We start from the raw sequence: 19748 nt of genomic DNA, 5'->3' as shown, positions 1-19748 counted from the left end.
AATCGCACGATCCGGCGAATCAGACGCTCTTTCGACCCGGACGTCCGCATTCCGGACGAAGCTGGCCTCATGACACATGCCAGCGGCAAGTACGCGGACTTCGAAGGGCTGCGCGAGAAGGCCATCGCGCTGCGACGGGAAGGGCTCAGCGTCCGGCAGATCAGGGATCGCCTGAAGATCTTCAACAACGACATCCTGAACCGCCTGCTCCAGGGCGAGCCCGCCCCGGAGTGGACGAAACGCCCCCGCGCCAAGGACGACCTACGCGCCAAGGCGCGGGAGCTTCGGCTCCAGGGCATGACCTACGACCGGATCCAGGTGGAGCTGGGGTGCTCGAAGAGCTCGATCTCGTTGTGGGTGCGGGACCTGCCGAAGCCGGAACGCAAGCGGACGAGCGAAGAGGCCTCCGCCATCGCAAGGCGCGGCTGGGAGGCCACCCTCAAGCGGCGTGAGGCGGAACGTCAGGAAGCGAAGCGGGCCGCGGCCGCCGAGTTCGAGACGATGACCGATCGGGAGCTGTTCGCGGTCGGGGTGGCGCTCTACTGGGCGGAAGGCTCCAAGAGCAAGCCCCACCGGCCGCAGGAGAGGGTCACGTTCATCAACAGCGACCCCAACATGATCTCGGTGTACCTCGCATGGCTACGCCTCCTGGGCGTACCACCAGAACACCTTCGCTTCCACGTCCACATCCACGAGACCGCCGACGTCGCGGCCGCGGAGCGCTACTGGGCCGATCTCACGGGCGCCGCACGCTCGGCATTCGGCAAGACCACGCTCAAGAAGCACTCCCCGAAGACGAACCGTAAGAACACAGGGGAGGGATACCAGGGTTGCCTTGTGGTCCGAGTTCTGAAAAGCGCGGACCTGTACCGTCGCATCGAGGGCTCGTGGTGCGGCATAGTAGGTGCTGCAAATCGAGCCGATCACAAGAATCGGACATAGCACCCATCCCGGGTCGTCTAAGGGCAAGACGTCAGATTTTGGATCTGATCATGAGGGTTCGAGTCCTTCCCCGGGAGCTGCTCAGCGGGCCCCGACCCAACCGGTCGGGGCCCGTACTCGTTTCGGGCCTGAACGCCCCCGGTATCCTGCGGGTGTCCACCACCCGAAGCCGAAGGGCACATCCGTGAGCGTCCACCACCCGGCCGCCGTCATCGTCCTCGCAGCGGGTGAGGGCACCCGCATGAAGTCGAAGACGCCCAAGGTCCTGCACGAGATCTCCGGGCGCTCGCTCGTCGGACATGTCGTCGCCGCCTCCCACGAGCTCTCCCCCCAGCACCTCGTCGTGGTCGTCGGCCACGCGGGCGAGCAGGTCACCGCACACCTCTCCGCCGGTGACGTCCCCGTACGCACCGCCTTCCAGGCCGAGCAGAACGGCACCGGCCACGCGGTCCGCATGGCCCTGGAGGAGCTGGGCGGCACCGTGGACGGCACGGTGATCGTCGTCTGCGGCGACACCCCGCTGCTCTCCGGCGAGACCCTGTCCGCGCTGGCCGCCACCCACGGCGCCGACGGGAACGCGGTCACGGTGCTGAGCGCCGAGGTGCCGGACTCCACCGGCTACGGCCGGATCGTCCGTGACGCGGCCACCGGGGCGGTCACCGAGATCGTCGAGCACAAGGACGCCAGCGACGCCCAGCGGGCCATCCGGGAGATCAACTCCGGGGTCTTCGCGTTCGACGGCCGGCTGCTGGGCGAAGCCCTCGGCAAGGTGCGCACGGACAACAGCCAGGGCGAGGAGTACCTCACCGACGTGCTGTCCATCCTGCGTGAGGCCGGCCACCGGGTGGGCGCCTGCGTGGCGCCGGACCACCGGGAGATCCTGGGTATCAACAACCGGCTGCAGCTCTCCGAGGCCCGTCGTCTGCTGAACGAGCGGCTGCTGGAGCGCGCGATGCTGGCGGGAGTGACGGTCGTGGACCCGGCGTCGACGCTGATCGACGCGACGGTGACGTACGAGCGTGACGCGGTCGTGCATCCGGGGACGCAGCTGCTGGGCGCGACGCACCTGGCGGAGGACGCCGAGGTCGGTCCGAACTCGCGGCTGAAGGACACGGTGGTGCACGCGGGCGCGCGGGTGGACAACACGGTGTCGGACGGCGCCGAGGTGGGCCCTGGGGCCACGGTGGGTCCGTTCGCGTATCTGCGGCCGGGTACGCGCCTGGGTGCGAAGGCCAAGGCGGGTACGTACGTGGAGATGAAGAACGCCACGATCGGCGAGGGCACCAAGGTGCCGCACCTCAGCTACGTGGGGGACGCGACGATCGGTGACCACACCAACATCGGTGCGGCGAGCGTCTTCGTGAACTACGACGGGGTGTCCAAGCACCACACGACGATCGGGTCACACTGCCGGACCGGATCGGACAATATGTTTGTGGCGCCTGTCACGGTCGGGGACGGCGTCTACACCGCCGCCGGCTCGGTGATCACCAAGGACGTACCGGCCGGTTCGTTGGCCGTGGCCCGGGGCCAGCAGCGGAATATCGAGGGTTGGGTGGCCCGGAAGCGTCCCGGGAGCGCGGCCGCTCAGGCCGCGCAGGCGGCCGCGTCGGGGTCCGACGGCGAAAGCTGACCGGAAACAGGTGCGTCGCAGTCGGCGTACCGTGATAGATGCTCACCCATTTCGGCTGGCTCGTCGCACATCGGGACACATGCGCGCGGTGCCAGATACACGTCTGAGGAGACTGTGCTGTGACCGGGATCAAGACGACCGGCGAGAAGAAACTGATGCTCTTCTCCGGCCGCGCCCACCCCGAGCTGGCCGAGGAGGTCGCGCATCAACTGGGTGTCGGCCTCGTGCCGACGAAGGCTTTCGATTTCGCCAACGGTGAGATCTACGTCCGCTTCCAGGAGTCCGCTCGTGGTGCCGACTGCTTCCTGATCCAGAGCCACACGGCTCCGATCAACAAGTGGATCATGGAGCAGCTGATCATGCTGGACGCGCTGAAGCGTGCGTCGGCGCGGTCGGTGACGGTGATCGTGCCGTTCTACGGGTATGCCCGTCAGGACAAGAAGCACCGTGGTCGTGAGCCGATCTCGGCGCGTCTGGTGGCTGATCTGATGAAGACGGCGGGTGCGGACCGCGTTCTCACGGTGGATCTGCACACCGACCAGATCCAGGGCTTCTTCGACGGTCCGGTGGACCACCTGTTCGCGCTGCCGATCCTGGCGGACTACGTGGGTGCGAAGGTGGACCGGTCGAAGCTGACGATCGTGTCGCCGGACGCCGGCCGTGTGCGGGTCGCGGACCGCTGGTGCGACCGGCTGGACGCGCCGCTGGCGATCGTGCACAAGCGTCGTGACAAGGACGTTCCGAACCAGGTCAGCGTGCACGAGGTCGTGGGTAACGTCGAGGGCCGGGTGTGTGTGCTGGTCGACGACATGATCGACACGGGTGGCACGATCTGTGCCGCTGCCGACGCGCTGTTCGCGCACGGTGCGGAGGACGTCATAGTGACGGCCACGCACGGTGTTCTGTCGGGTCCGGCGGCCGACCGTCTGAAGAACTCGAAGGTGAGTGAGTTCGTGTTCACGGACACGCTGCCGACGCCGGGTGAGCTGGAGCTCGACAAGATCACGGTGCTGTCGATCGCGCCGACGATCGCGCGTGCGGTGCGTGAGGTGTTCGAGGACGGTTCGGTGACGAGCCTCTTCGAGGAGAAGGAGTAGTCATCACCCGCGGGCGCTGCCCGCGGGTGATCGACTTTGGGCGCGGCCTCTCCGCCGGGTAGACTCATGAAGTTGCTCGGCGAGGGAGGCCGTTCTCATGCGTGGTCATGAGGGCCGGTGGTCCGTTATCGACGCGCTCTTCGTAGCAGGCCTGTCGTGGGCCGGGTGACCATCGGTTTTTCGTCACCTCTCGAGGAGTGCAGCATGGCTGAGATCAAGCTCGACGCAACGGTCCGTACGGAGTTCGGCAAGGGCGCTGCCCGTCGTACCCGTCGTGCCAACCTGGTTCCCGGTGTGGTCTACGGCCACGGTGCCGAGCCGGTCCACATCAACCTTCCGGGTCACGACCTGCTGCTGGCGCTGCGTACGCCGAACGTCCTGATCGGTCTCGAGATCGACGGCAAGGACGCCCTGGTGATTCCGAAGGCCGTGCAGCGCAACCCGCTCAAGGGCGACATCGAGCACGTCGACCTGCTGACCGTGAAGCGCGGCGAGAAGGTCAACGTCGAGATCGCGGTGCACGCCGAGGGTGACCTGGCGCCGGGTGCGAACCTGCTCGAGTACGTGCAGAACACGCTGCTGGTCGAGGCCGAGGCGACGCACATCCCCGAGTCGGTCACGGTTTCCGTGGCGGGCCTGGACGCCGGTGACTCGATCGTCGCCAAGGACATCGAGCTGCCCAAGGGTGCCGTGCTGGCGGGCGACGAGGACGCGATCGTGCTCCAGGTCGTCGCGGCGCAGGCGGAGGAGGCCCCGGCCGAGGACGCCGAGGGTGAGGGCGCCGAGGCCTGAGCCTCGTCCCACCTGCTTGACTGACGGGGTGGTGGTTCCCTTCCGGGGGTTCCGCCGCCCCGTTTTCCTGTTCAGCCCCGGCGGCCCGTGCACCGGCCGTCGTCGACGACGATCCGTGCGTACGCACTGCGAGGAGACCGAGCTCTGATGTCCGATGCCACCGCCCCCTGGTTGATCGTGGGCCTCGGTAATCCCGGTCCTGATTACGCGGCGAACCGGCACAACGTGGGGTTCATGGTCGCCGATCTGCTGGCTGAGCGGATCGGGGGGAAGTTCAAGCGGGCGCAGAAGGCGCAGGCGCAGGTGTTGGAGGGGCGGGTGGGTCCGCCGGGGCCGTCGAGCCGTCGTGTGGTGGTGGCGAAGCCGATGTCGTACATGAATCTGTCGGGTGGTCCGGTGATTGCTCTGCGGGATTTCTACAAGGTGCCGACGGATCATGTGGTGGCGGTGCATGACGAGCTGGATGTCGATTTCGGTGCGTTGCGGCTGAAGTTGGGTGGGGGGGACAACGGGCACAACGGGTTGAAGTCGATGACGAAGGCGATGGGGGCGGATTATCACCGGGTGCGGTTCGGTATCGGCCGGCCTCCGGGTCGTATGCAGGTGGCGGATTTCGTGTTGAGGGATTTCTCGTCGGTGGAGCGCAAGGAGCTGGCGTTGCTGGTGGACCGGTCGGCGGATGCGGTGGAGTGTCTGTTGGCGGAGGGGCTGGAGCGGGCGCAGTCCGCGTACAACTCCTGACATTTCTGCTGCTTGTCAGGGGTTTTCCGGTGGTGGGTTGACCGTGGGCGGGGCTCTGCCCAAGGATCGGCCTCCATGAAGCGGAGTTCCTCGGGGCGGCTGGTGGCCGGTGGCCGTGTTTTCGCGGCGGGCTGTGTCGTGGTGTTGTTGCTGGCCGCGGGTGTGTGGTCGTCGTGGGGCACGGCGCAGCACATCGTTCTGGCGAAGGGGCGGGAGCACGGCACGATGGTGGTGGCGTCGTGTGGTGAGGATTCCTGCACGGGGTCGTTCGCGCCGGACGCGGATGCGGCTGACCGTTCCTCGGTGAGGGTGGAGCGGTCGGTGGCGGCGCGGAAGGGGGATCGTTTCCCTGTCGTGGTGAAGCCCGGGTCCGGGGATGTGGTGCGTACCGGGACTCCGGGCTTTCTGCATGCGTGGGTGCCGTTGGGCGGTGCGTTGGTGCTGGCCGCGCTGGTGATCGGTGGGGGTATGCGGATGACGCGGGCGGCGTGGGGCACGGGGGTCGTGGGTGCGGCCCTGCTGGCGGCGACGTTCGTCGCTCTCTGACAGGGCCGCACCTGTTCGGCGTTGCCGTGTGGGTCAGCCGGTGTTGCGGGTCAGCCGGTGTTGCGGAGGCCTGCGGCGACGCCGTTGACGGTGAGCAGCAGTGCGCGGGCGAGCAGCGGGTCGGGTTCTTCTTCGCGGGCTGCTGCTTGGCGCTGGCGGTCGAGCAGGGATACCTGGAGGTAGCTGATCGGGTCCAGGTAGGCGTCGCGGATGGCGAAGGTCTGCTGGAGCACCGGGTTGGTGTCGAGGAGTTCCTTGCCGCCGGTGATCTTGAGGACTTCCTGGACGGTGAGGGCGTGTTCGGCCTGGATGACGTCGAAGACGTGCTTGAGCTCGTCGGGGACGAGGGTGTCGACGTAGTGGCGGGCGATGCGCAGGTCGGTCTTGGCGAGGGTCATCTCGACGTTGGAGAGGAAGTTCTGGAAGAAGTGCCACTGTCCGTGCATTTCTTCCAGGACGGTGTCGAGTCCGGCTTCGCGGAGTGCCTTGAGGCCGGAGCCGACGCCGAACCAGCCGGGGACGATCTGGCGGGACTGGGTCCAGCCGAAGACCCAGGGGATGGCGCGGAGTCCGTCGAGTGAGACGCCTGAGCCGGGTCGGCGGGAGGGCCGGGAGCCCAGGTGCAGGTCGGCGAGTTGGTCGACGGGGGTGGAGGCGAGGAAGTACGCCGGCAGGTCGGGGTCCTCGACGAGCTTGCGGTAGGCGGCGTGGGCGGCGTCGGAGACGGTGTCCATGGCCGCGTCCCAGCGGGCGAGGGCTTCGTCGGACTGGCGGGGTGCGGTGTGCAGTGCGGAGGCCTGGAGGGTTGCCGCGACGGTCAGTTCGAGGTTTTCGCGGGCGAGTGCGGGGATGAGGTACTTGTCGGAGATGACCTCGCCCTGTTCGGTGACCTTGATCTCGCCTTCGAGGGTGCCCCAGGGCTGGGCGAGGATCGCGTCGTGGGAGGGGCCGCCGCCTCGGCCGACGGTGCCGCCGCGGCCGTGGAAGAGGCGCAGGCGTACGCCGTAGCGGTGGGCGACGTCGCGGAGGCGTCGCTGGGCGCGGTGGATTTCCCACTGGGAGGTGGTGATGCCGCCGAACTTGGAGGAGTCGGAGTATCCGAGCATGACCTCCTGGACGTCGCCGCGGAGTGAGACGAGGCGTCGGTAGGAGGGGTCGGCGAGCATTTCGTCGAGGATGACGTCTGCGGCGCGGAGTTCGTCGGTGGTTTCCAGGAGGGGGACGATGCCGATCTTGGCCCAGCCGCCGTGGAGGTCGATGAGTCCGGCTTCGCGGGCGAGGACGGCGGCGGCGAAGACGTCGTCGGCGCCCTGGCACATGGAGATGATGTAGGACTCGATGACTTCGGGGCCGAAGCGTTCGAAGGCCTGCTTGATGGTGTGGAAGACGCCGAGTGCTTTCTCGCCGGCGGCGTCGAGGGGGGCCGGGGTGGGGGCGAGGGGGCGGCGGGAGCGGAGTTCCTTGGCGAGGAGCTTCTGCCGGTAGTCGCGGGGCATGTCGGCGTAGCGCCAGGATTCTTCGCCGAGGCGGTCGAAGAGCTGGCCGAGGGTGTGGTGGTGGGCGTCGGCGTGTTCGCGTACGTCCATGGTGGCGAGCTGGAGGCCGAAGGCCGAGAGTGTGCGGATGGTGCGGTCCATGCGGCCGTCGGCGAAGAGGCCGCCGCGGTGTTCGCGCAGGGAGGTCTGGATGAGTGCCAGGTCGTTGATGAGCTCGGTGGTGCCGAGGTAGTCGCAGCCGGGGCGGTGGGGGGTGCCCTTGGCGAGGCGCTCGCGGGTGTTGACGAGCTTCTGGCGGATGCAGGTGGCCTTGAGGCGGTAGGGCTCCTCGGCGTTCAGCCGCTTGTAGCGGGGGCTGATCTCGGGGAGGAGTTCCAGGTCGGTCTGGAGGGAGGTGAGGAGTTCGTCGGTGGCTCCGGCGTAGCGGATGGAGTTGGAGAGGAGTCCGCGGAGGTAGTCGACGAGTTCGAGGGCGTCGGTGATGCCGTGTTCGTGCTGGAGGATGAGGATGTCCCAGGTGACGGCGGGTGTCACGTTGGGGTTGCCGTCGCGGTCGCCGCCGATCCAGGTGCCGAAGGTGAGGGGGCGGGTGCCGGCGGGGAGTTCGACGCCGACGCGTTCGAGTTCGGCTGCGAGGTCCTCGAGGACGTCTCCTACGGCGTTGGCGTGGAGTTCGTCGAGGTAGTAGATGGCGTTGCGGGCTTCGTCGGCGGGTTCGGGCCGTACGACGCGGAGCTCGTCGGTCTGCCAGATGAGGTCGATGTTCTCGGCGAGCCGGAGGTCGTGGCGTCGGCGGTCGGCCTCGATGACGGGGGTGTCCAGGAGCTCGGCGATGCGGCGGAGCTTGTTGAGGACGGAGCGGCGTGCGGCTTCGGTGGGGTGTGCGGTGAAGACGGGGCGGACGTTGAGGTTCTTGACCGTCTCGCGCAGGTGTTCGGGGTCGGCGTCCTTGAGCCGGTCGGCGGTGCGGGCCAGGAGGCCGCCTTCCGCGGAGCGGCGGTCGCGCATCTCGTGGGCGCGGTGGACCTGCTCGGTGACGTTGGCGAGGTGGAAGTAGGTGGAGAAGGCGCGCACGAGTTGTGCGGCGGTCTCCAGGTCGGTGTCGCCGAGGAGCTGGGCTGCTGCCTCGCCGTCCTCGCGGGTGAGGGCGCGTACGCGTTCGACGAGGTCGAGGAGGTCCTGGCCTTCCTGGCGTACGAGGGTCTCGCCCAGGAGGTCGCCGAGGCGGCGGATGTCGGCCCGCAGTTCGTGGTTTCCGGCGGGGTTCTGGTCGGCACTGCTCACAGTGTGCGGCTCCTTGCAGTGGTTGAGCACGTCTGTCAGGGGGGCCGGGGCGCTCGCGGTGCTGACGGGTCACCCCGGATATGCAGAGTGCGGACCGCGCTGTCCGACGCCCCCAGGATAGGTGTCGTGGTGACGGGCGTGCTCGCTGCCCTGCGGGGGTGGGGCCGATCCGGGGTAGGGAAGTGGTGGAGGCCCGGTCGCACAAGGGTCGCCCCAGCGGTGTTCTCGTGTCGCGGGCCTCCTCGCTGCCATACTTACGTTGCCGTAGGTTACGGCACCGTAGCCCACGCATTCCGTCATATTTCCTCACCTCACGGGGGACTCCCCATGCCCACCAGCCCGGATGTGATCGACGACGGCCTGCCGCCGACGGCAGGCGGTTCCGCACTCCCCTCCGCCACGCTCGGCGGCGACAAGAAGCGTTCGGTCGAGCAGGTCGCGCTGCTGCTGTTCATCGTGGTGCCGTTCGCGGCCCTGGTCGCGGCGGTGCCGCTGGCCTGGGGGCGCGGGGTCAGCTGGCTCGATCTGGGTCTTCTGGTGGTCATGTACTACTGGGGCTGCCACGGTGTGACGATCGGTTTCCACCGGTACTTCACGCATGGTTCGTTCAAGGCGAAGCGTCCGCTGCGGATCGTGCTGGCGGTGGCGGGTTCGATGGCGGTGGAGGGTCCGCTGGTGCGCTGGGTGGCGGATCACCGCAAGCACCACCGGTTCTCGGACGCGGAGGGTGATCCGCATTCGCCGTGGCGGTTCGGCGAGAACCTGCCGGCTCTGATGAAGGGGCTGTGGTGGGCGCACATCGGGTGGATGTTCAACGAGGAGCAGACGCCTCAGCAGAAGTACGCGCCCGATCTGGTGCGGGATCCGGCGATGCGTGCGATCTCGCGTCACTTCCTGAGTTTCACGATCCTGTCGCTGGCGATTCCGCCGCTGGTGGGCGGGCTGGTGACGTGGTCGTGGTGGGGTGCGTTCACGGGGTTCTTCTGGGGGTCTCTGGTGCGGGTGGCGCTGCTGCACCATGTGACGTGGTCGATCAACTCGATCTGTCACGCGGTCGGCAAGCGGCCCTTCAAGTCGCGTGACCGGTCGGGCAACGTGTGGTGGCTGGCGGTCCTCTCGTGCGGGGAGTCGTGGCACAACCTGCACCACGCGGATCCGACGAGTGCGCGGCACGGTGTGATGCGGGGCCAGATCGATTCGAGTGCCCGGCTGATCCGGTGGTTCGAGAAGCTGGGCTGGGCGCACGACGTGCGGTGGCCGGACGAGTCGCGTATCGCCTCCCGGCGCAAGCCCGTGGCCGCCGACGCGGCATGATTGACGACGTGGCGACCGACGGAAGCACCAGCGGTGACAAGAGCATGCCCGCCCCGACGCGCAGGGCCCGGCGGGTCCGGATGACGGGTAAGGAGCGCCGTGAGCAGCTCCTGGACATCGGGCGCGCCCTGTTCGCCGACAAGGGTTTCGAGGGCACGTCGGTGGAGGAGATCGCGGCGCGGGCCGGGGTGTCGAAGCCGGTGGTGTACGAGCACTTCGGCGGCAAGGAGGGGCTGTACGCGGTCGTGGTCGACCGGGAGATGCGGCAGCTGCTGGATCTGGTCACGGGGGCGTTGACGGCGGGGCATCCGCGGGAGTTGCTGGAGCAGGCGGCGTTCGCGCTGCTGGACTACATCGAGACGTACACGGACGGTTTCCGGATCCTGGTGCGTGATTCGCCGGTGGCGCAGTCCACGGGTACGTTCGCGTCGTTGATCAGTGACATCGCGACGCAGGTCGAGGACATCCTGGGGCTGGAGTTCAAGGCCCGCGGTTTCGACGCGAAGCTGGCGCCGCTGTACGCGCAGGCGCTGGTGGGGATGGTGGCGCTGACGGGGCAGTGGTGGCTGGACGTGCGGAGGCCGAAGAAGGCCGAGGTGGCGGCGCATCTGGTGAATCTGGCGTGGCACGGGCTGGAGAACCTTGAGTCGAAGCCGCGGCTGATAGGGCACCGGAAGAGCTGAGCCCGGGCGCGTCACCCGTCGTGATGACGCCTGCGGATTTCCGGCCGTAGGGTGGTCGGCAGGGCACAGGATCCCGTCCATGGGAGGAACCATGAACGCCGAGCCGACCACCGGGCGCAGCAGCCGCCGGCCGGTGCCCCCGCAGGACGGATACACCGTGGACGACCTGATCACGCTGCCCGATCTCCCGCCGCACACGGAATTGCTCGACGGGAGCCTGGTCTTTGTGAGTCCCCGGTGAGATTTCCACAGCACGGTGATCGGCCTTCTGGTGGCCGGGCTCCGTCACAGCGCGCCGCCCGAACTGAAGGCTCGCCGCGAGATGACCGTGGTCCTCGACCGTCGTAATGCCCCGGAGCCGGACCTCTGCGTCGTCCTGGCGGAGTCGGTCACGAGCCGGGAGCAGACCCGCTTCGAGGCGGGGGACGTGCCGCTCGCCGTCGAGGTGGCCTCCCCGGACTCCGAGGCACGGGACCGTGACACCGAGCCGCAGAAGTACGCGGCGGCCGGCATCCCGAATTTCTGGCTGGCCGAGATGGCCGGCAGCGACAAGCACCCGGTCGTACGGGTCTACGAGCTGGACCCGGTGAACAAGTCGTACGCGCTGGCGGGCATCCATCACGACCGGCTCAAGACCGGTGTGCCCTTCCCCGTCGACATCTCGCTGGAGGCCCTGGACCGGCTGTGAGCGGTCATCCGGCCGTGCGGGTCACCGCGAGGATCCGGCGGAAGGGGAGGACCGTGCCGAGGGCCTGGCGCGGTGGCCGGAGTGCCGGAGGTATTGGCGGGGGTCCCGTAACGGTGCTCTCATGGGTTCAGGATCGGCCGAGCATATCTCGATGTCAAGACACTTGATCTCAAGAGACTTCATGTCGAGGGACCCTTTACACTGATCGTCATGGAGGACGAGGTCGACCGACTGGTCGCTGCATGGCGCCGTGAGCGCCCCGACCTCGACGTGGAACCACTCGAGGTCCTGAGCCGGGTCTCCCGCCTGGCCCGGCATCTGGACCGGGCGCGCAGGATCGCCTTCGCGGAGCACGAGCTGGAGCCCTGGGAGTTCGACGTCCTCACCTCCCTGCGGCGGGCGGGCGCCCCGTACCAGCTCTCCCCCGGCCAGCTCCTCACCCAGACGCTGGTCACCTCGGGCACGATGACCAACCGCATCGACCGGCTGACCAAGAAGAACCTCGTGGAGCGGCTGCCCGATCCCAGCGACCGGCGCGGGGTCCTCGTCCGGCTCACCGCTCTGGGCCGCGACAAGGCCGACCAGTCGCTGGCCGGCCTGCTCGACCAGGAGCGGGCCATCCTGGGCGAGCTGTCGCGTCAGCAGCGGCTCGAACTGGCCGGTCTGCTACGCGAGCTGACCGCCCCGTTCGACAACATCCCCGGCTAGCGGGGCGGGTCCCACCCCGGCGCGGCGGGCGAGCGCCACCGCGGCAAGCGTCGAGTGCACGCCCAGCTTGCCCAGCACGTTCTGCATATGGGTGCGCACGGTGTGCGGGGAGAGGAAGAGCCGCTCCGCCACGGCCTTGCGGCCCAGCCCGGCCACCATGCAGCGCAGCACCTCACGTTCGCGGGGTGTCAGCGACTCGACGAGTTCCTCGCTCTCGGTGCGGTGCTTGCGGGCCGCCGTCAACTCCCGCAGCACACCGGTCAGCAGCGCGGGCGGCAGGTGCGTCTCGTCGCGCAGCACGCCCCGGATGACCGCCAGCAGGCGTTGCAGGGAGCAGTCCTTGGCGACCCAGCCCGAGGCGCCTGCCTGCAGGGCGGCGGCCGCCCGGCGCGGGTCGTCCCTCTCGGCGAGCACCACCGTGCGGATGTGCGGCTGTCCCGAACGCACGCCCGCCACCAGCGAGATGCCGTCGACCGGCGCCTCGGACTCGGCACCCGGCACGCCCCGCGGTGCGGGCACGTGCCTGGTGCCGTTCGACGGGAGGACGCCCAGGTCGGCGTCGACGAGCATCACGTCGTACCGGCGCCCCTCCGTGACCGCGCGCTCCATGCAGCGCAGCGCGGCGGGGCCGCTGCCCGCGGCGGACACGTCGACGTCCGGTTCCGCGGCGAGGGCCGCCGCGAGGGACTCGGCAAAGATGCGGTGGTCGTCGACCACCAGAACCCGGATACGCGCCACAGACACCCCCATGCTGTGTGAACTCTGGGACGCCCCGTCATGGCCGACCCCCCGGCGGACGGAGCCGCGGGGCCGGCACCCGGAGCGTGTGGGTGGTGTCCGGTGCGCGGCCGCCGCCGTGTGCCGGACACCGCCGGCCCCGGGCACCGTGCCCGGCTGTCTCGTCCCCTGAAACGACACCGGCCCCCACCGGTGCTGAGCATCAGAGTACGGGGGCCGGTGGGCGGCGGAAGCGGATTCGCGGAACTGCCCGCCCGGGGTCGTCCGACAGCCCTTTAGGGTGTTGCCCATGTTCCGCCTTGAGACAGAAGTGGACAAGGAACGTCGTGTTCTGCTGGGCCGGCGGCTGCAGGACGACAACTGGGACGGATCACCGCAGCTGAGGGCCCTGCGCGGCACCTCTGCCGAGCATGACGCACCGCTGGAGGTCTGGCTCCTGGACGGACGGGGTGCGCTGGCCGGCGGGCTGAGCGGCCGGACGTGGGCCTACTGGCTCCATGTGGACCTGCTCTGGGTCGATTCCCCGCACCGGGGTCACGGCCACGGCTCGCGGCTGCTCGCCGAGGCCGAGCGCCTCGCCCGCGACGACCGGTCCTGTACCCGCTCCCGGCTGGAGACCTGGGGTTTCCAGGCTCCGGAGTTCTACCGGAAGCAGGGGTACGAGGTGGTCGGCACGGTCGAGGACTACCCGCCCGGTGTCGCCGAGTTCATCCTGGTCAAGCGGCTGGAGCGATCCGGCGGGCACCTGCCGAGGGCACGGCGGGGAAGATTCCCGGGGTGGCGTGGCCGGCGGCGGTGAAGGCCTCCGTCACGGCCTTGGCGACGGTGTCGGCCATCGCCTCCTCCACCAGCACGATCGCCGAGCCGCCGAAGCCGCCTCCGGTCATCCTGGCGCCCAGCGCCCCGGCGGCGTTCGCCGTCGAGACCACGAGGTCCAGCTCAGGGCAGGACACCCGCAGGTCGTCCCGGAGCGAGCGGTGCCCGTCGTCGAGGACCGGGCCCGCGGCACGGACGTCTCCGGCGTCGAGCAGCGCGATGACCTGCTCGACCCGGTGGTTGTCGCTCACCACGTGGCGGACGTAGCGCACGACCGACTCGTCCTCGCCCGCCGCCTCCAGCCGCTCCAGTGCGGCGTCGAGGTCCTCGTAGGGCAGGTCGCGGAGCGTCTCGATGCCCAGCGCGCGGGCCCCCGCCTCGCAGCCGGCCCGGCGCTCGGCGTAGGCGCCGTCGCCCAGGGCGTGCTTGACGCGGGTGTCCACGACGAGCAGCCGCAGCCCGTGCGCGGCGAGGTCGAAGGGGACCTGGCGCAGGGTGAGGTCACGGGTGTCGAGGTGGAGGGCGTGACCTTCGGTGCAGCAGGCCGAGGCCATCTGGTCCATCACACCGCAGGGCACTCCGACGAAGGCGTTCTCGGCCCGCTGGCCGATGACGGCCAGCTCGGGGGCGCCGAGACCCAGTTCGAAGAGGTCGTTCAGGGCGAGGGCGGTGACCACCTCCAGGGCGGCCGACGAGGAGAGCCCGGCTCCGACCGGCACCGTGGAGGTGAGCTGGATGTCCGCGCCGGTCACCGGGTGGCCGGCCTCGCGCAGCGCCCAGACGACCCCGGCGGGGTAGGCGGCCCAGCCGTCCCCGGAGCGGGGTGCCAGTTCGTCGACGCGGAGCGTGACGACGCCGCCCGGCACGTCGGTGGAGTGGAGCCGCAGCTGCCCGTCGGTACGGCGGGAGACCGCGGCGCGGGCGTGGTGCGGGAGGGCGAGCGGCATGACGAAGCCGCCGTTGAAGTCGGTGTACTCACCGATCAGGTTCACGCGCCCGGGTGCGGCCCATATCCCCTCGGGCGCGGTTCCGTACAGCTCGGTGAAGGAGGCGGCGAGCTCGGCGTTGTCGGTCATGGTGCGGTGGGCTCCTCTCGGCGGGCGAACGTCCACGCGTCGGCGACGATGGCGGCCAGGTCGGCGCGCGAGGGCTGCCAGCCGAGCCGCTCGCGGGCGGTGGCGGCCGAGGCGACGAGGACGGCCGGGTCGCCTCCGCGGCGGGGCGCGGCCGTCTCCGGGATCGGGTGGCCGGTCACCTGGCGGACGGTCTCGATGACCTCGCGCACGGAGAATCCGTTGCCGTTGCCGAGGTTGCAGATGAGGTGCTCGCCGGCGGTGGCGGCGTCGAGGGCGAGCAGGTGCGCCTCGGCGAGGTCGGCGACGTGGATGTAGTCGCGGACGCAGGTGCCGTCGGGGGTGGGGTAGTCGTCGCCGTAGACGGAGATCGACTCGCGCTGTCCGAGGGCGACCTGGAGGACCAGCGGGATCAGGTGGGACTCGGGGCTGTGGCGTTCGCCGCAGCTTCCGTAGGCGCCCGCGACGTTGAAGTAGCGCAGCGAGACGGCGGCGAGGCCGTGTGCGGTGGCCTCGCCGCTGATCATGTGGTCGACGGCGAGCTTGGACGCGCCGTAGGGGCTGGTGGGCGCGGTGGGGTCGGACTCCGTGATGGGGCTGGAGACGGGTTCGCCGTAGGTCGCGGCGGTCGAGGAGAAGACGAGGGTGCGCACACCGGCGTCGCGCATGGCCGCGAGGAGCGCGGTGGTGCCGCCGACGTTGTTGACCCAGTACTTCTCGGGGTCGACGACGGACTCCCCGACCTGCGAGTACGCGGCGAAGTGCAGCACGCCGTCGTAGGAGGCGTCGAGCCACTTCGCGGCGTCCTGGATCCGGCCCTCGATGAACTCGGCGCCCGCGGGGACGCCCTCACGGAAGCCGGTCGACAGGTCGTCGAGGACGGTCACGGTGTGACCGGCCTCCAGCAGATGCGCGGCGACGACACTGCCGACGTATCCCGCGCCACCCGTCACCAGGTACTTCTTGGTGTTGCTCACTCGCTCGCTACCTCTCGCAGTCGCTGGGCCGCGGCCTCCGGCGGCACATCGTTGATGAACACTCCCATGCCTGACTCGGAGCCCGCGAGGAACTTCAGCTTGCCGGTGGTCCGCCGGATGGTGAACAGCTCGAGGTGGAGCCCGAACTCCTCCCGGTCCGGGACCCGGAAGGGGGCCTGGTGCCATGCGGAGATGTACGGGGTGGGCGGCTCGCCGGGGCCGAAGATCCGGTCGAATCGCCTCAAGAGTTCCAGATAGACCTGTGGGAACTCTGTCCGCGCGGCCGCGTCCAGCTCCCGGAGGTCGGGAACGCGCCGCCGGGGGTGGAGGTGGACCTCGTAGGGCCAGTGCGCGGCGTACGGCACGAAGGCGACCCAGTGCTCGGTCTCCAGGACGACACGGTCCCCGTCGGCCAGTTCCCGGGCGACGACGTCGTCGAAGAGGTTGCGGCCGGTCGCGGCGCGGTGGGACTCCATGGAACGGAACATCTGCTCGGTTCGCGGGGTGACGAAGGGGTACCCGTAGATCTGGCCGTGCGGGTGGCCGAGGGTGACGCCGATCTCGGCACCCCGGTTCTCGAAGCAGAACACCTGGGTGACCTGCGGGAGCTCGGCGAGGTCCGCGGTGCGGTCGGTCCATGCCTCGAGGACGAGGGCAGCCTGTTCCTCGGTGAGCCCGGCGAAGGAGGTGTCGTGGTCGGAGGTGAAGCAGACGACCTCGCAGCGCCCGGAGTCGCCGGCGAGGGAGGGGAAGCGGTTCTCGAAGACGACGACGTCGTAGTCGGTGTCCGGGATCTCGCTGTGCCGGCCCTCGCCCGAGGGGCACAGGGGGCACTCGTCGGCGGGCGGGTGGTAGGTGCGGCCCTGGCGGTGGGAGGCGATGGCCACCGAGTCGCCGAGGAGCGGATCGCGGCGGATCTCCGAGGACGTCGAGACGGCGTCGAGGGGCCGCGGGTCCACCGCGTCGCGCACGGCGTCGTCCGCGGAGTCGTAGTAGATCAGCTCACGGCCGTCGGCGAGCGTCGTAACCGTCTTCTTCACCAGGGTCCTCCATCAGACGCCCCCAAACATAACCGCACATAACAAACCACAACTCAACAGGCCAGTCAATGGCGCAGGATCCTGTGGCCATCCTGAGCGAGAGAAGCAGTCATACCGTGACATTGCGACCAGTCCGATCACGATCAAACAAAGAACGTCATGAGACCTGTTCATTTTCTGAACACAAAGGCGTAGGTTCCGACGGGTTCAGTTCGCGCAACGAAGCGAGTACCCCCCATGCAATATCTGGCTGAAGGGCTCCGGCTCCCCACGAACGGGCTCGATTACACAATCCTGGCGATCTACTTCGTCGTGGTGCTCGGCATCGGCTTCGCCGCCCGGGCCAGTGTGAGGACGAGCCTCGACTTCTTCCTGTCCGGCCGGTCGCTGCCCGCGTGGGTGACGGGTCTGGCGTTCGTCGCGGCGAACCTCGGCGCGACCGAGATCCTCGGCATGGCGGCGACCGGCGCGCAGTACGGCGTCGCGGTCGTCCACTGGTACTGGATCGGCGCGATCCCCGCCATGGTCTTCCTCGGCCTGGTGATGATGCCGTTCTACTACCGGTCGAAGGTCCGCTCGGTGCCGGAGTTCCTGCTGCACCGGTTCGACAAGTCGGCACACCTGCTGAGCTCCATACTCTTCGCCTTCTCGGCGATCCTGATCGCGGGCGTGAACCTCTACGCCCTGTCGATCGTCGTGGAGGCGCTCCTCGGCTGGCCGCAGTGGGTCGCGATCGTCGTCGCGGGCCTCTTCGTCCTCGTCTACATCACCATCGGCGGCCTCTCCTCGGCGATCTACAACGAGGTGCTGCAGTTCTTCGTCATCCTGGCGGCCCTGATCCCGCTGACCCTGCTGGGTCTCAAGCGGGTCGGCGGCTGGGACGGGCTGAGCGACTCCCTGACGGAGCAGCACGGCGCGGACTTCATGACCGCCTGGGGCGGTACCGGCATCGGTGACGCCAACCCGCTCGGCGCCAACTGGCTGACGATCATCCTCGGCCTCGGCTTCGTGCTCTCCTTCGGGTACTGGACCACCAACTTCGCCGAGGTGCAGCGCGCCCTGTCCGCGAAGAACCTGTCGGCCGCCCAGCGCACCCCGCTGATCGCCGCCTTCCCGAAGATCTTCATCGTCTTCGCCGTGATGATCCCCGGCCTGGTCGCCGCCGTGCTCGTGCCCAAGATCGGCACGCCCGGCTCGGACCTCACGTACAACGACGCGATCCCGCTGCTGATGCAGGAGCTGCTGCCGAACGGCGTGCTCGGCATCGCCGTGACGGGTCTGCTGGCCGCCTTCATGGCGGGCATGGCCGCCAATGTGTCGTCGTTCAACACCGTGTTCACCACGGACATCTGGCAGCGGTACGTGAAGAAGGACCAGCCCGACGCGTACTACCTGCGCTTCGGCCGGCTGATCACCGCCGTGGGTGTGCTGGCCTCGATCGGCACCGCGTTCATCGCCGCCAGCTTCTCCAACATCATGACGTACCTGCAGACGCTGTTCTCGTTCTTCAACGTCCCGCTCTTCGTCGTCTTCATCATCGGCATGTTCTGGAAGCGCGCCTCGATGAAGTCCGGTGTCTGGGGCCTGCTGGCCGGTACGACGGCCGCGATGGTGAACTACTTCGTGATCTACAAGCAGGGCATCATCGACATCCCGTCCGACCAGGGCGCCAACTTCGTCTCCGCCATCGTCGGGTTCGTCGCCGGCGCGGTCGTCATGGTCGCCGTGACCCTCTTCACCGCCCCGAAGCCGGTGGAGGAACTGGCCGGCCTGGTCTACGGAACCGAGGCTCCGGACGCCGACGAGGTGCCGGACGAGGGCGACAGCGCCTGGTACCGCAAGCCCGCACTGCTCGGCTGGGGCGCCATCGTCCTGGCGACCCTGTGCTACCTGCCCTACTCGCTCTGATCGGAGGCACCCACCATGTCCGACGCAAAAGAAGCACACAACGAGGTCTCCGAGCTGGAGCGCAGGTCCGCGACCGCGGCCCGGCTCTTCGACATCCGGCGGATCATCGGCGGTCTCTTCGTGGTCTACGGAGTGATCGTCACCATCGCCGGCATCAGCCCGTCCGACGCCGACCTGAAGAAGGCCGAGGGCGTCCACATCAACCTCTGGACCGGCATCGCCATGCTGGTCCTCGGGCTCTTCTTCCTGATCTGGATGAAGCTGCGCCCGGCGCAGGCACCGCAGGAGATCCCCGGTACGCCGGAGAGCTGACCGACACCCGTGGGGGCCGGCCGATCACTCGTTCACACGAGCCGGTCCGGCCCCCGCGGCGTTCCCTCCGCCGCCCGGTCCAGAAGTCCGGTGCGGGCGGCGAGGGCGGCGGCCTCCAGCCGTGAGCCGACGCCCAGTTTCATCAGCACCCGCTGCACATGGGTGCGGGCGGTGCTCGGGGCGATCCGCATGCCCGCCGCGATCTGCCGGGTGTCCTCGCCCTCGGCGACCCTGACCAGCACCTCGACCTCGCGCGGTGTCAGCATCCGCAGCAGCCGCCGGCCCTCGTCGTCGGGCTGTGCCACCGGGTTCAGCAGCTCGGCGAACGCGCCCCGCAGCAGTTGCGGGGCGACCGCCGTCTCCCCCGCGCGGGCCTTGACCATCGCCCGCTCGACGCCCTCTATGCGCTCGTCGTGGCGTACGTAGCCCGCGGCGCCCGCCGCGAAGGCGGCCGCGATCCCGCGCGGGCTCGGTACCGGTCCGAGGACCACCACGGCCACCTGGGGACGTTCGCGTCCGATCCGCACGATCGGGTCGAAGGCGCCGGGCTCGGCGGGCGAGGCCGTACCGAAGAGGCAGACCTCGGGGGCCCGGCTGACGACCAGTTCCGCGGCCCCGGACGTCGGCGCGGCCGCGGCGAGCACGCGGTGCCCGCGCAGTTTGAGCGCCGAGGCGAGTGCCTCGGCGAGGAGTCTGTGGTCATCGACCACCATGAGCCGCACGCCCATCCGTCAAGCCCCCATGTGTGCGGCGCCGGACGCCGCGTAACCCCGAACAGGCCCCCCGGCCTCTCTGACCCGGCAAGTTACACGCTTGTTCGACGTGACGCGCCCCTTACGGGACAGAATCCCCCCGGAATGCCGAATACGTGTCTTTCGGGGCCGCGGACGTCGGAAAAGGACCGGCCCTGCCGGTCGGGTGATCAACCGGCAGGGCCGTCAAGGGTGTCCGGGCGCGGGC

Annotated in this window: 17 protein-coding genes, 1 tRNA gene and 2 pseudogenes; 14 read left to right on the top strand and 6 right to left on the bottom strand. The window is 69.2% G+C overall.

Annotated elements, in window-relative coordinates:
- The first annotated feature begins 69 nt into the window (after positions 1–69).
- The 7 genes from ACFXOA_RS15805 (at position 70) to ACFXOA_RS15775 (ending at position 5751) form a co-directional block, all read left to right on the top strand.
- Complete coding sequence (locus ACFXOA_RS15805; protein ID WP_385027613.1) at positions 70–942, top strand: hypothetical protein; 873 nt, start codon at positions 70–72, stop codon at positions 940–942.
- A 6-nt stretch (positions 943–948) separates the two neighbouring features.
- Positions 949–1019: transfer RNA gene (locus tag ACFXOA_RS15800), tRNA-Gln, on the top strand.
- 107 nt (positions 1020–1126) lie between these two features.
- Positions 1127–2575, top strand: coding sequence for a bifunctional UDP-N-acetylglucosamine diphosphorylase/glucosamine-1-phosphate N-acetyltransferase GlmU (gene glmU / locus ACFXOA_RS15795; protein WP_385027610.1), 1449 nt, complete (start codon positions 1127–1129; stop codon positions 2573–2575).
- Between the two features lie 119 nt (positions 2576–2694).
- Positions 2695–3672 carry a ribose-phosphate diphosphokinase gene (locus ACFXOA_RS15790; RefSeq protein WP_362540510.1) on the top strand — a complete coding sequence of 326 codons (978 nt, stop codon included), beginning with the start codon at positions 2695–2697 and terminating at the stop codon, positions 3670–3672.
- 204 nt (positions 3673–3876) lie between these two features.
- Entirely contained in the window at positions 3877–4464 is a 588-nt protein-coding gene (locus ACFXOA_RS15785) for a 50S ribosomal protein L25/general stress protein Ctc (protein WP_385027607.1), read from the top strand.
- Between the two features lie 147 nt (positions 4465–4611).
- Positions 4612–5205, top strand: coding sequence for an aminoacyl-tRNA hydrolase (gene pth / locus ACFXOA_RS15780; protein WP_385027604.1), 594 nt, complete (start codon positions 4612–4614; stop codon positions 5203–5205).
- A gap of 75 nt (positions 5206–5280) precedes the next feature.
- The gene (locus tag ACFXOA_RS15775) at positions 5281–5751 is read left to right on the top strand and encodes a hypothetical protein (protein ID WP_385027601.1); all 471 of its coding nucleotides are present in this window, start codon (positions 5281–5283) and stop codon (positions 5749–5751) included.
- Between the two features lie 50 nt (positions 5752–5801).
- Here ACFXOA_RS15775 and ppc read toward each other — a convergent pair whose 3' ends face one another.
- Positions 5802–8531: a phosphoenolpyruvate carboxylase gene (gene ppc, locus ACFXOA_RS15770; RefSeq protein ID WP_385027598.1), complete on the bottom strand. Its 2730-nt coding sequence runs from the start codon at positions 8529–8531 to the stop codon at positions 5802–5804.
- A 327-nt stretch (positions 8532–8858) separates the two neighbouring features.
- Between ppc and ACFXOA_RS15765 the strand changes: the two genes are divergently transcribed.
- From ACFXOA_RS15765 to ACFXOA_RS15750, 4 genes and pseudogenes are all read left to right on the top strand, one after another.
- On the top strand, positions 8859–9845 hold the full coding sequence (locus ACFXOA_RS15765; protein ID WP_385027595.1) for an acyl-CoA desaturase: 987 nt from the start codon (positions 8859–8861) through the stop codon (positions 9843–9845).
- Positions 9842–10528 carry a TetR family transcriptional regulator gene (locus ACFXOA_RS15760; RefSeq protein ID WP_385027592.1) on the top strand — a complete coding sequence of 229 codons (687 nt, stop codon included), beginning with the start codon at positions 9842–9844 and terminating at the stop codon, positions 10526–10528. Before ACFXOA_RS15765 ends, ACFXOA_RS15760 begins: the two co-directional genes overlap by 4 nt.
- A 91-nt stretch (positions 10529–10619) precedes the next feature.
- Positions 10620–11216 (top strand): annotated as a pseudogene (locus ACFXOA_RS15755) (Uma2 family endonuclease).
- 210 nt (positions 11217–11426) lie between these two features.
- Positions 11427–11924 carry a MarR family winged helix-turn-helix transcriptional regulator gene (locus tag ACFXOA_RS15750; protein ID WP_385027589.1) on the top strand — a complete coding sequence of 166 codons (498 nt, stop codon included), beginning with the start codon at positions 11427–11429 and terminating at the stop codon, positions 11922–11924.
- Here the strand turns inward: ACFXOA_RS15750 and ACFXOA_RS15745 are convergent.
- The gene (locus tag ACFXOA_RS15745; protein ID WP_385027586.1) at positions 11883–12674 is read right to left on the bottom strand and encodes a LuxR C-terminal-related transcriptional regulator; all 792 of its coding nucleotides are present in this window, start codon (positions 12672–12674) and stop codon (positions 11883–11885) included. The genes ACFXOA_RS15750 and ACFXOA_RS15745 overlap by 42 nt on opposite strands.
- 277 nt (positions 12675–12951) lie before the next feature.
- Here ACFXOA_RS15745 and ACFXOA_RS15740 point away from each other — a divergent pair.
- A pseudogene (locus ACFXOA_RS15740) lies at positions 12952–13389 on the top strand (GNAT family N-acetyltransferase); the annotation flags it as partial.
- On the opposite strand, the gene galK reads toward ACFXOA_RS15740, so the two are convergent.
- From galK to galT, 3 genes are read right to left on the bottom strand one after another with little or no spacing between them, the layout of a single operon-like run.
- Positions 13379–14554, bottom strand: a complete 1176-nt coding sequence (galK, locus tag ACFXOA_RS15735; RefSeq protein ID WP_385027583.1) for a galactokinase — start codon at positions 14552–14554, stop codon at positions 13379–13381. The pseudogene ACFXOA_RS15740 and the gene galK sit on opposite strands and share 11 nt — an antisense overlap.
- Positions 14551–15528 carry a UDP-glucose 4-epimerase GalE gene (gene galE / locus ACFXOA_RS15730; protein ID WP_385027580.1) on the bottom strand — a complete coding sequence of 326 codons (978 nt, stop codon included), beginning with the start codon at positions 15526–15528 and terminating at the stop codon, positions 14551–14553. Before galE ends, galK begins: the two co-directional genes overlap by 4 nt.
- Positions 15525–16568 (bottom strand): galactose-1-phosphate uridylyltransferase, encoded by a 1044-nt coding sequence (gene galT / locus ACFXOA_RS15725; protein ID WP_385027577.1) that lies wholly within the window; start codon positions 16566–16568, stop codon positions 15525–15527. The genes galE and galT overlap by 4 nt, the downstream gene beginning before the upstream one ends.
- A 237-nt stretch (positions 16569–16805) precedes the next feature.
- Between galT and ACFXOA_RS15720 the strand changes: the two genes are divergently transcribed.
- Both ACFXOA_RS15720 and ACFXOA_RS15715 read left to right on the top strand, forming a co-directional pair.
- Positions 16806–18476: a sodium:solute symporter family protein gene (locus ACFXOA_RS15720; protein WP_385027574.1), complete on the top strand. Its 1671-nt coding sequence runs from the start codon at positions 16806–16808 to the stop codon at positions 18474–18476.
- 15 nt (positions 18477–18491) lie between these two features.
- Positions 18492–18788, top strand: coding sequence for a hypothetical protein (locus ACFXOA_RS15715; protein WP_385027571.1), 297 nt, complete (start codon positions 18492–18494; stop codon positions 18786–18788).
- 32 nt (positions 18789–18820) lie between these two features.
- On the opposite strand, the gene ACFXOA_RS15710 is transcribed toward ACFXOA_RS15715, so the two are convergent.
- On the bottom strand, positions 18821–19516 hold the full coding sequence (locus tag ACFXOA_RS15710) for a LuxR C-terminal-related transcriptional regulator (RefSeq protein WP_385027568.1): 696 nt from the start codon (positions 19514–19516) through the stop codon (positions 18821–18823).
- Positions 19517–19748: the final 232 nt, after the last annotated feature.

It is taken from the genome of Streptomyces sp. NPDC059166 (assembly GCF_042755185.1).
Classification (GTDB): domain Bacteria; phylum Actinomycetota; class Actinomycetes; order Streptomycetales; family Streptomycetaceae; genus Streptomyces.
This window is presented reverse-complemented; position numbering and strand designations above follow the sequence as displayed.

What these genes read in the sequence shown, in the direction of transcription:
- ACFXOA_RS15805 (WP_385027613.1), top strand. Translation starts at nt 70, where the DNA reads ATGACACATGCCAGCGGCAAGTACGCGGACTTCGAAGGGCTGCGCGAG.
- ACFXOA_RS15785 (WP_385027607.1), top strand. Translation starts at nt 3,877, where the DNA reads ATGGCTGAGATCAAGCTCGACGCAACGGTCCGTACGGAGTTCGGCAAG.
- pth (WP_385027604.1), top strand. Translation starts at nt 4,612, where the DNA reads ATGTCCGATGCCACCGCCCCCTGGTTGATCGTGGGCCTCGGTAATCCC.
- ACFXOA_RS15775 (WP_385027601.1), top strand. Translation starts at nt 5,281, where the DNA reads ATGAAGCGGAGTTCCTCGGGGCGGCTGGTGGCCGGTGGCCGTGTTTTC.
- ACFXOA_RS15765 (WP_385027595.1), top strand. Translation starts at nt 8,859, where the DNA reads ATGCCCACCAGCCCGGATGTGATCGACGACGGCCTGCCGCCGACGGCA.
- ACFXOA_RS15760 (WP_385027592.1), top strand. Translation starts at nt 9,842, where the DNA reads ATGATTGACGACGTGGCGACCGACGGAAGCACCAGCGGTGACAAGAGC.
- ACFXOA_RS15750 (WP_385027589.1), top strand. Translation starts at nt 11,427, where the DNA reads ATGGAGGACGAGGTCGACCGACTGGTCGCTGCATGGCGCCGTGAGCGC.
- ACFXOA_RS15745 (WP_385027586.1), bottom strand. Translation starts at nt 12,674, where the DNA reads ATGGGGGTGTCTGTGGCGCGTATCCGGGTTCTGGTGGTCGACGACCAC.
- galK (WP_385027583.1), bottom strand. Translation starts at nt 14,554, where the DNA reads ATGACCGACAACGCCGAGCTCGCCGCCTCCTTCACCGAGCTGTACGGA.
- ACFXOA_RS15720 (WP_385027574.1), top strand. Translation starts at nt 16,806, where the DNA reads ATGCAATATCTGGCTGAAGGGCTCCGGCTCCCCACGAACGGGCTCGAT.
- ACFXOA_RS15715 (WP_385027571.1), top strand. Translation starts at nt 18,492, where the DNA reads ATGTCCGACGCAAAAGAAGCACACAACGAGGTCTCCGAGCTGGAGCGC.
- ACFXOA_RS15710 (WP_385027568.1), bottom strand. Translation starts at nt 19,516, where the DNA reads ATGGGCGTGCGGCTCATGGTGGTCGATGACCACAGACTCCTCGCCGAG.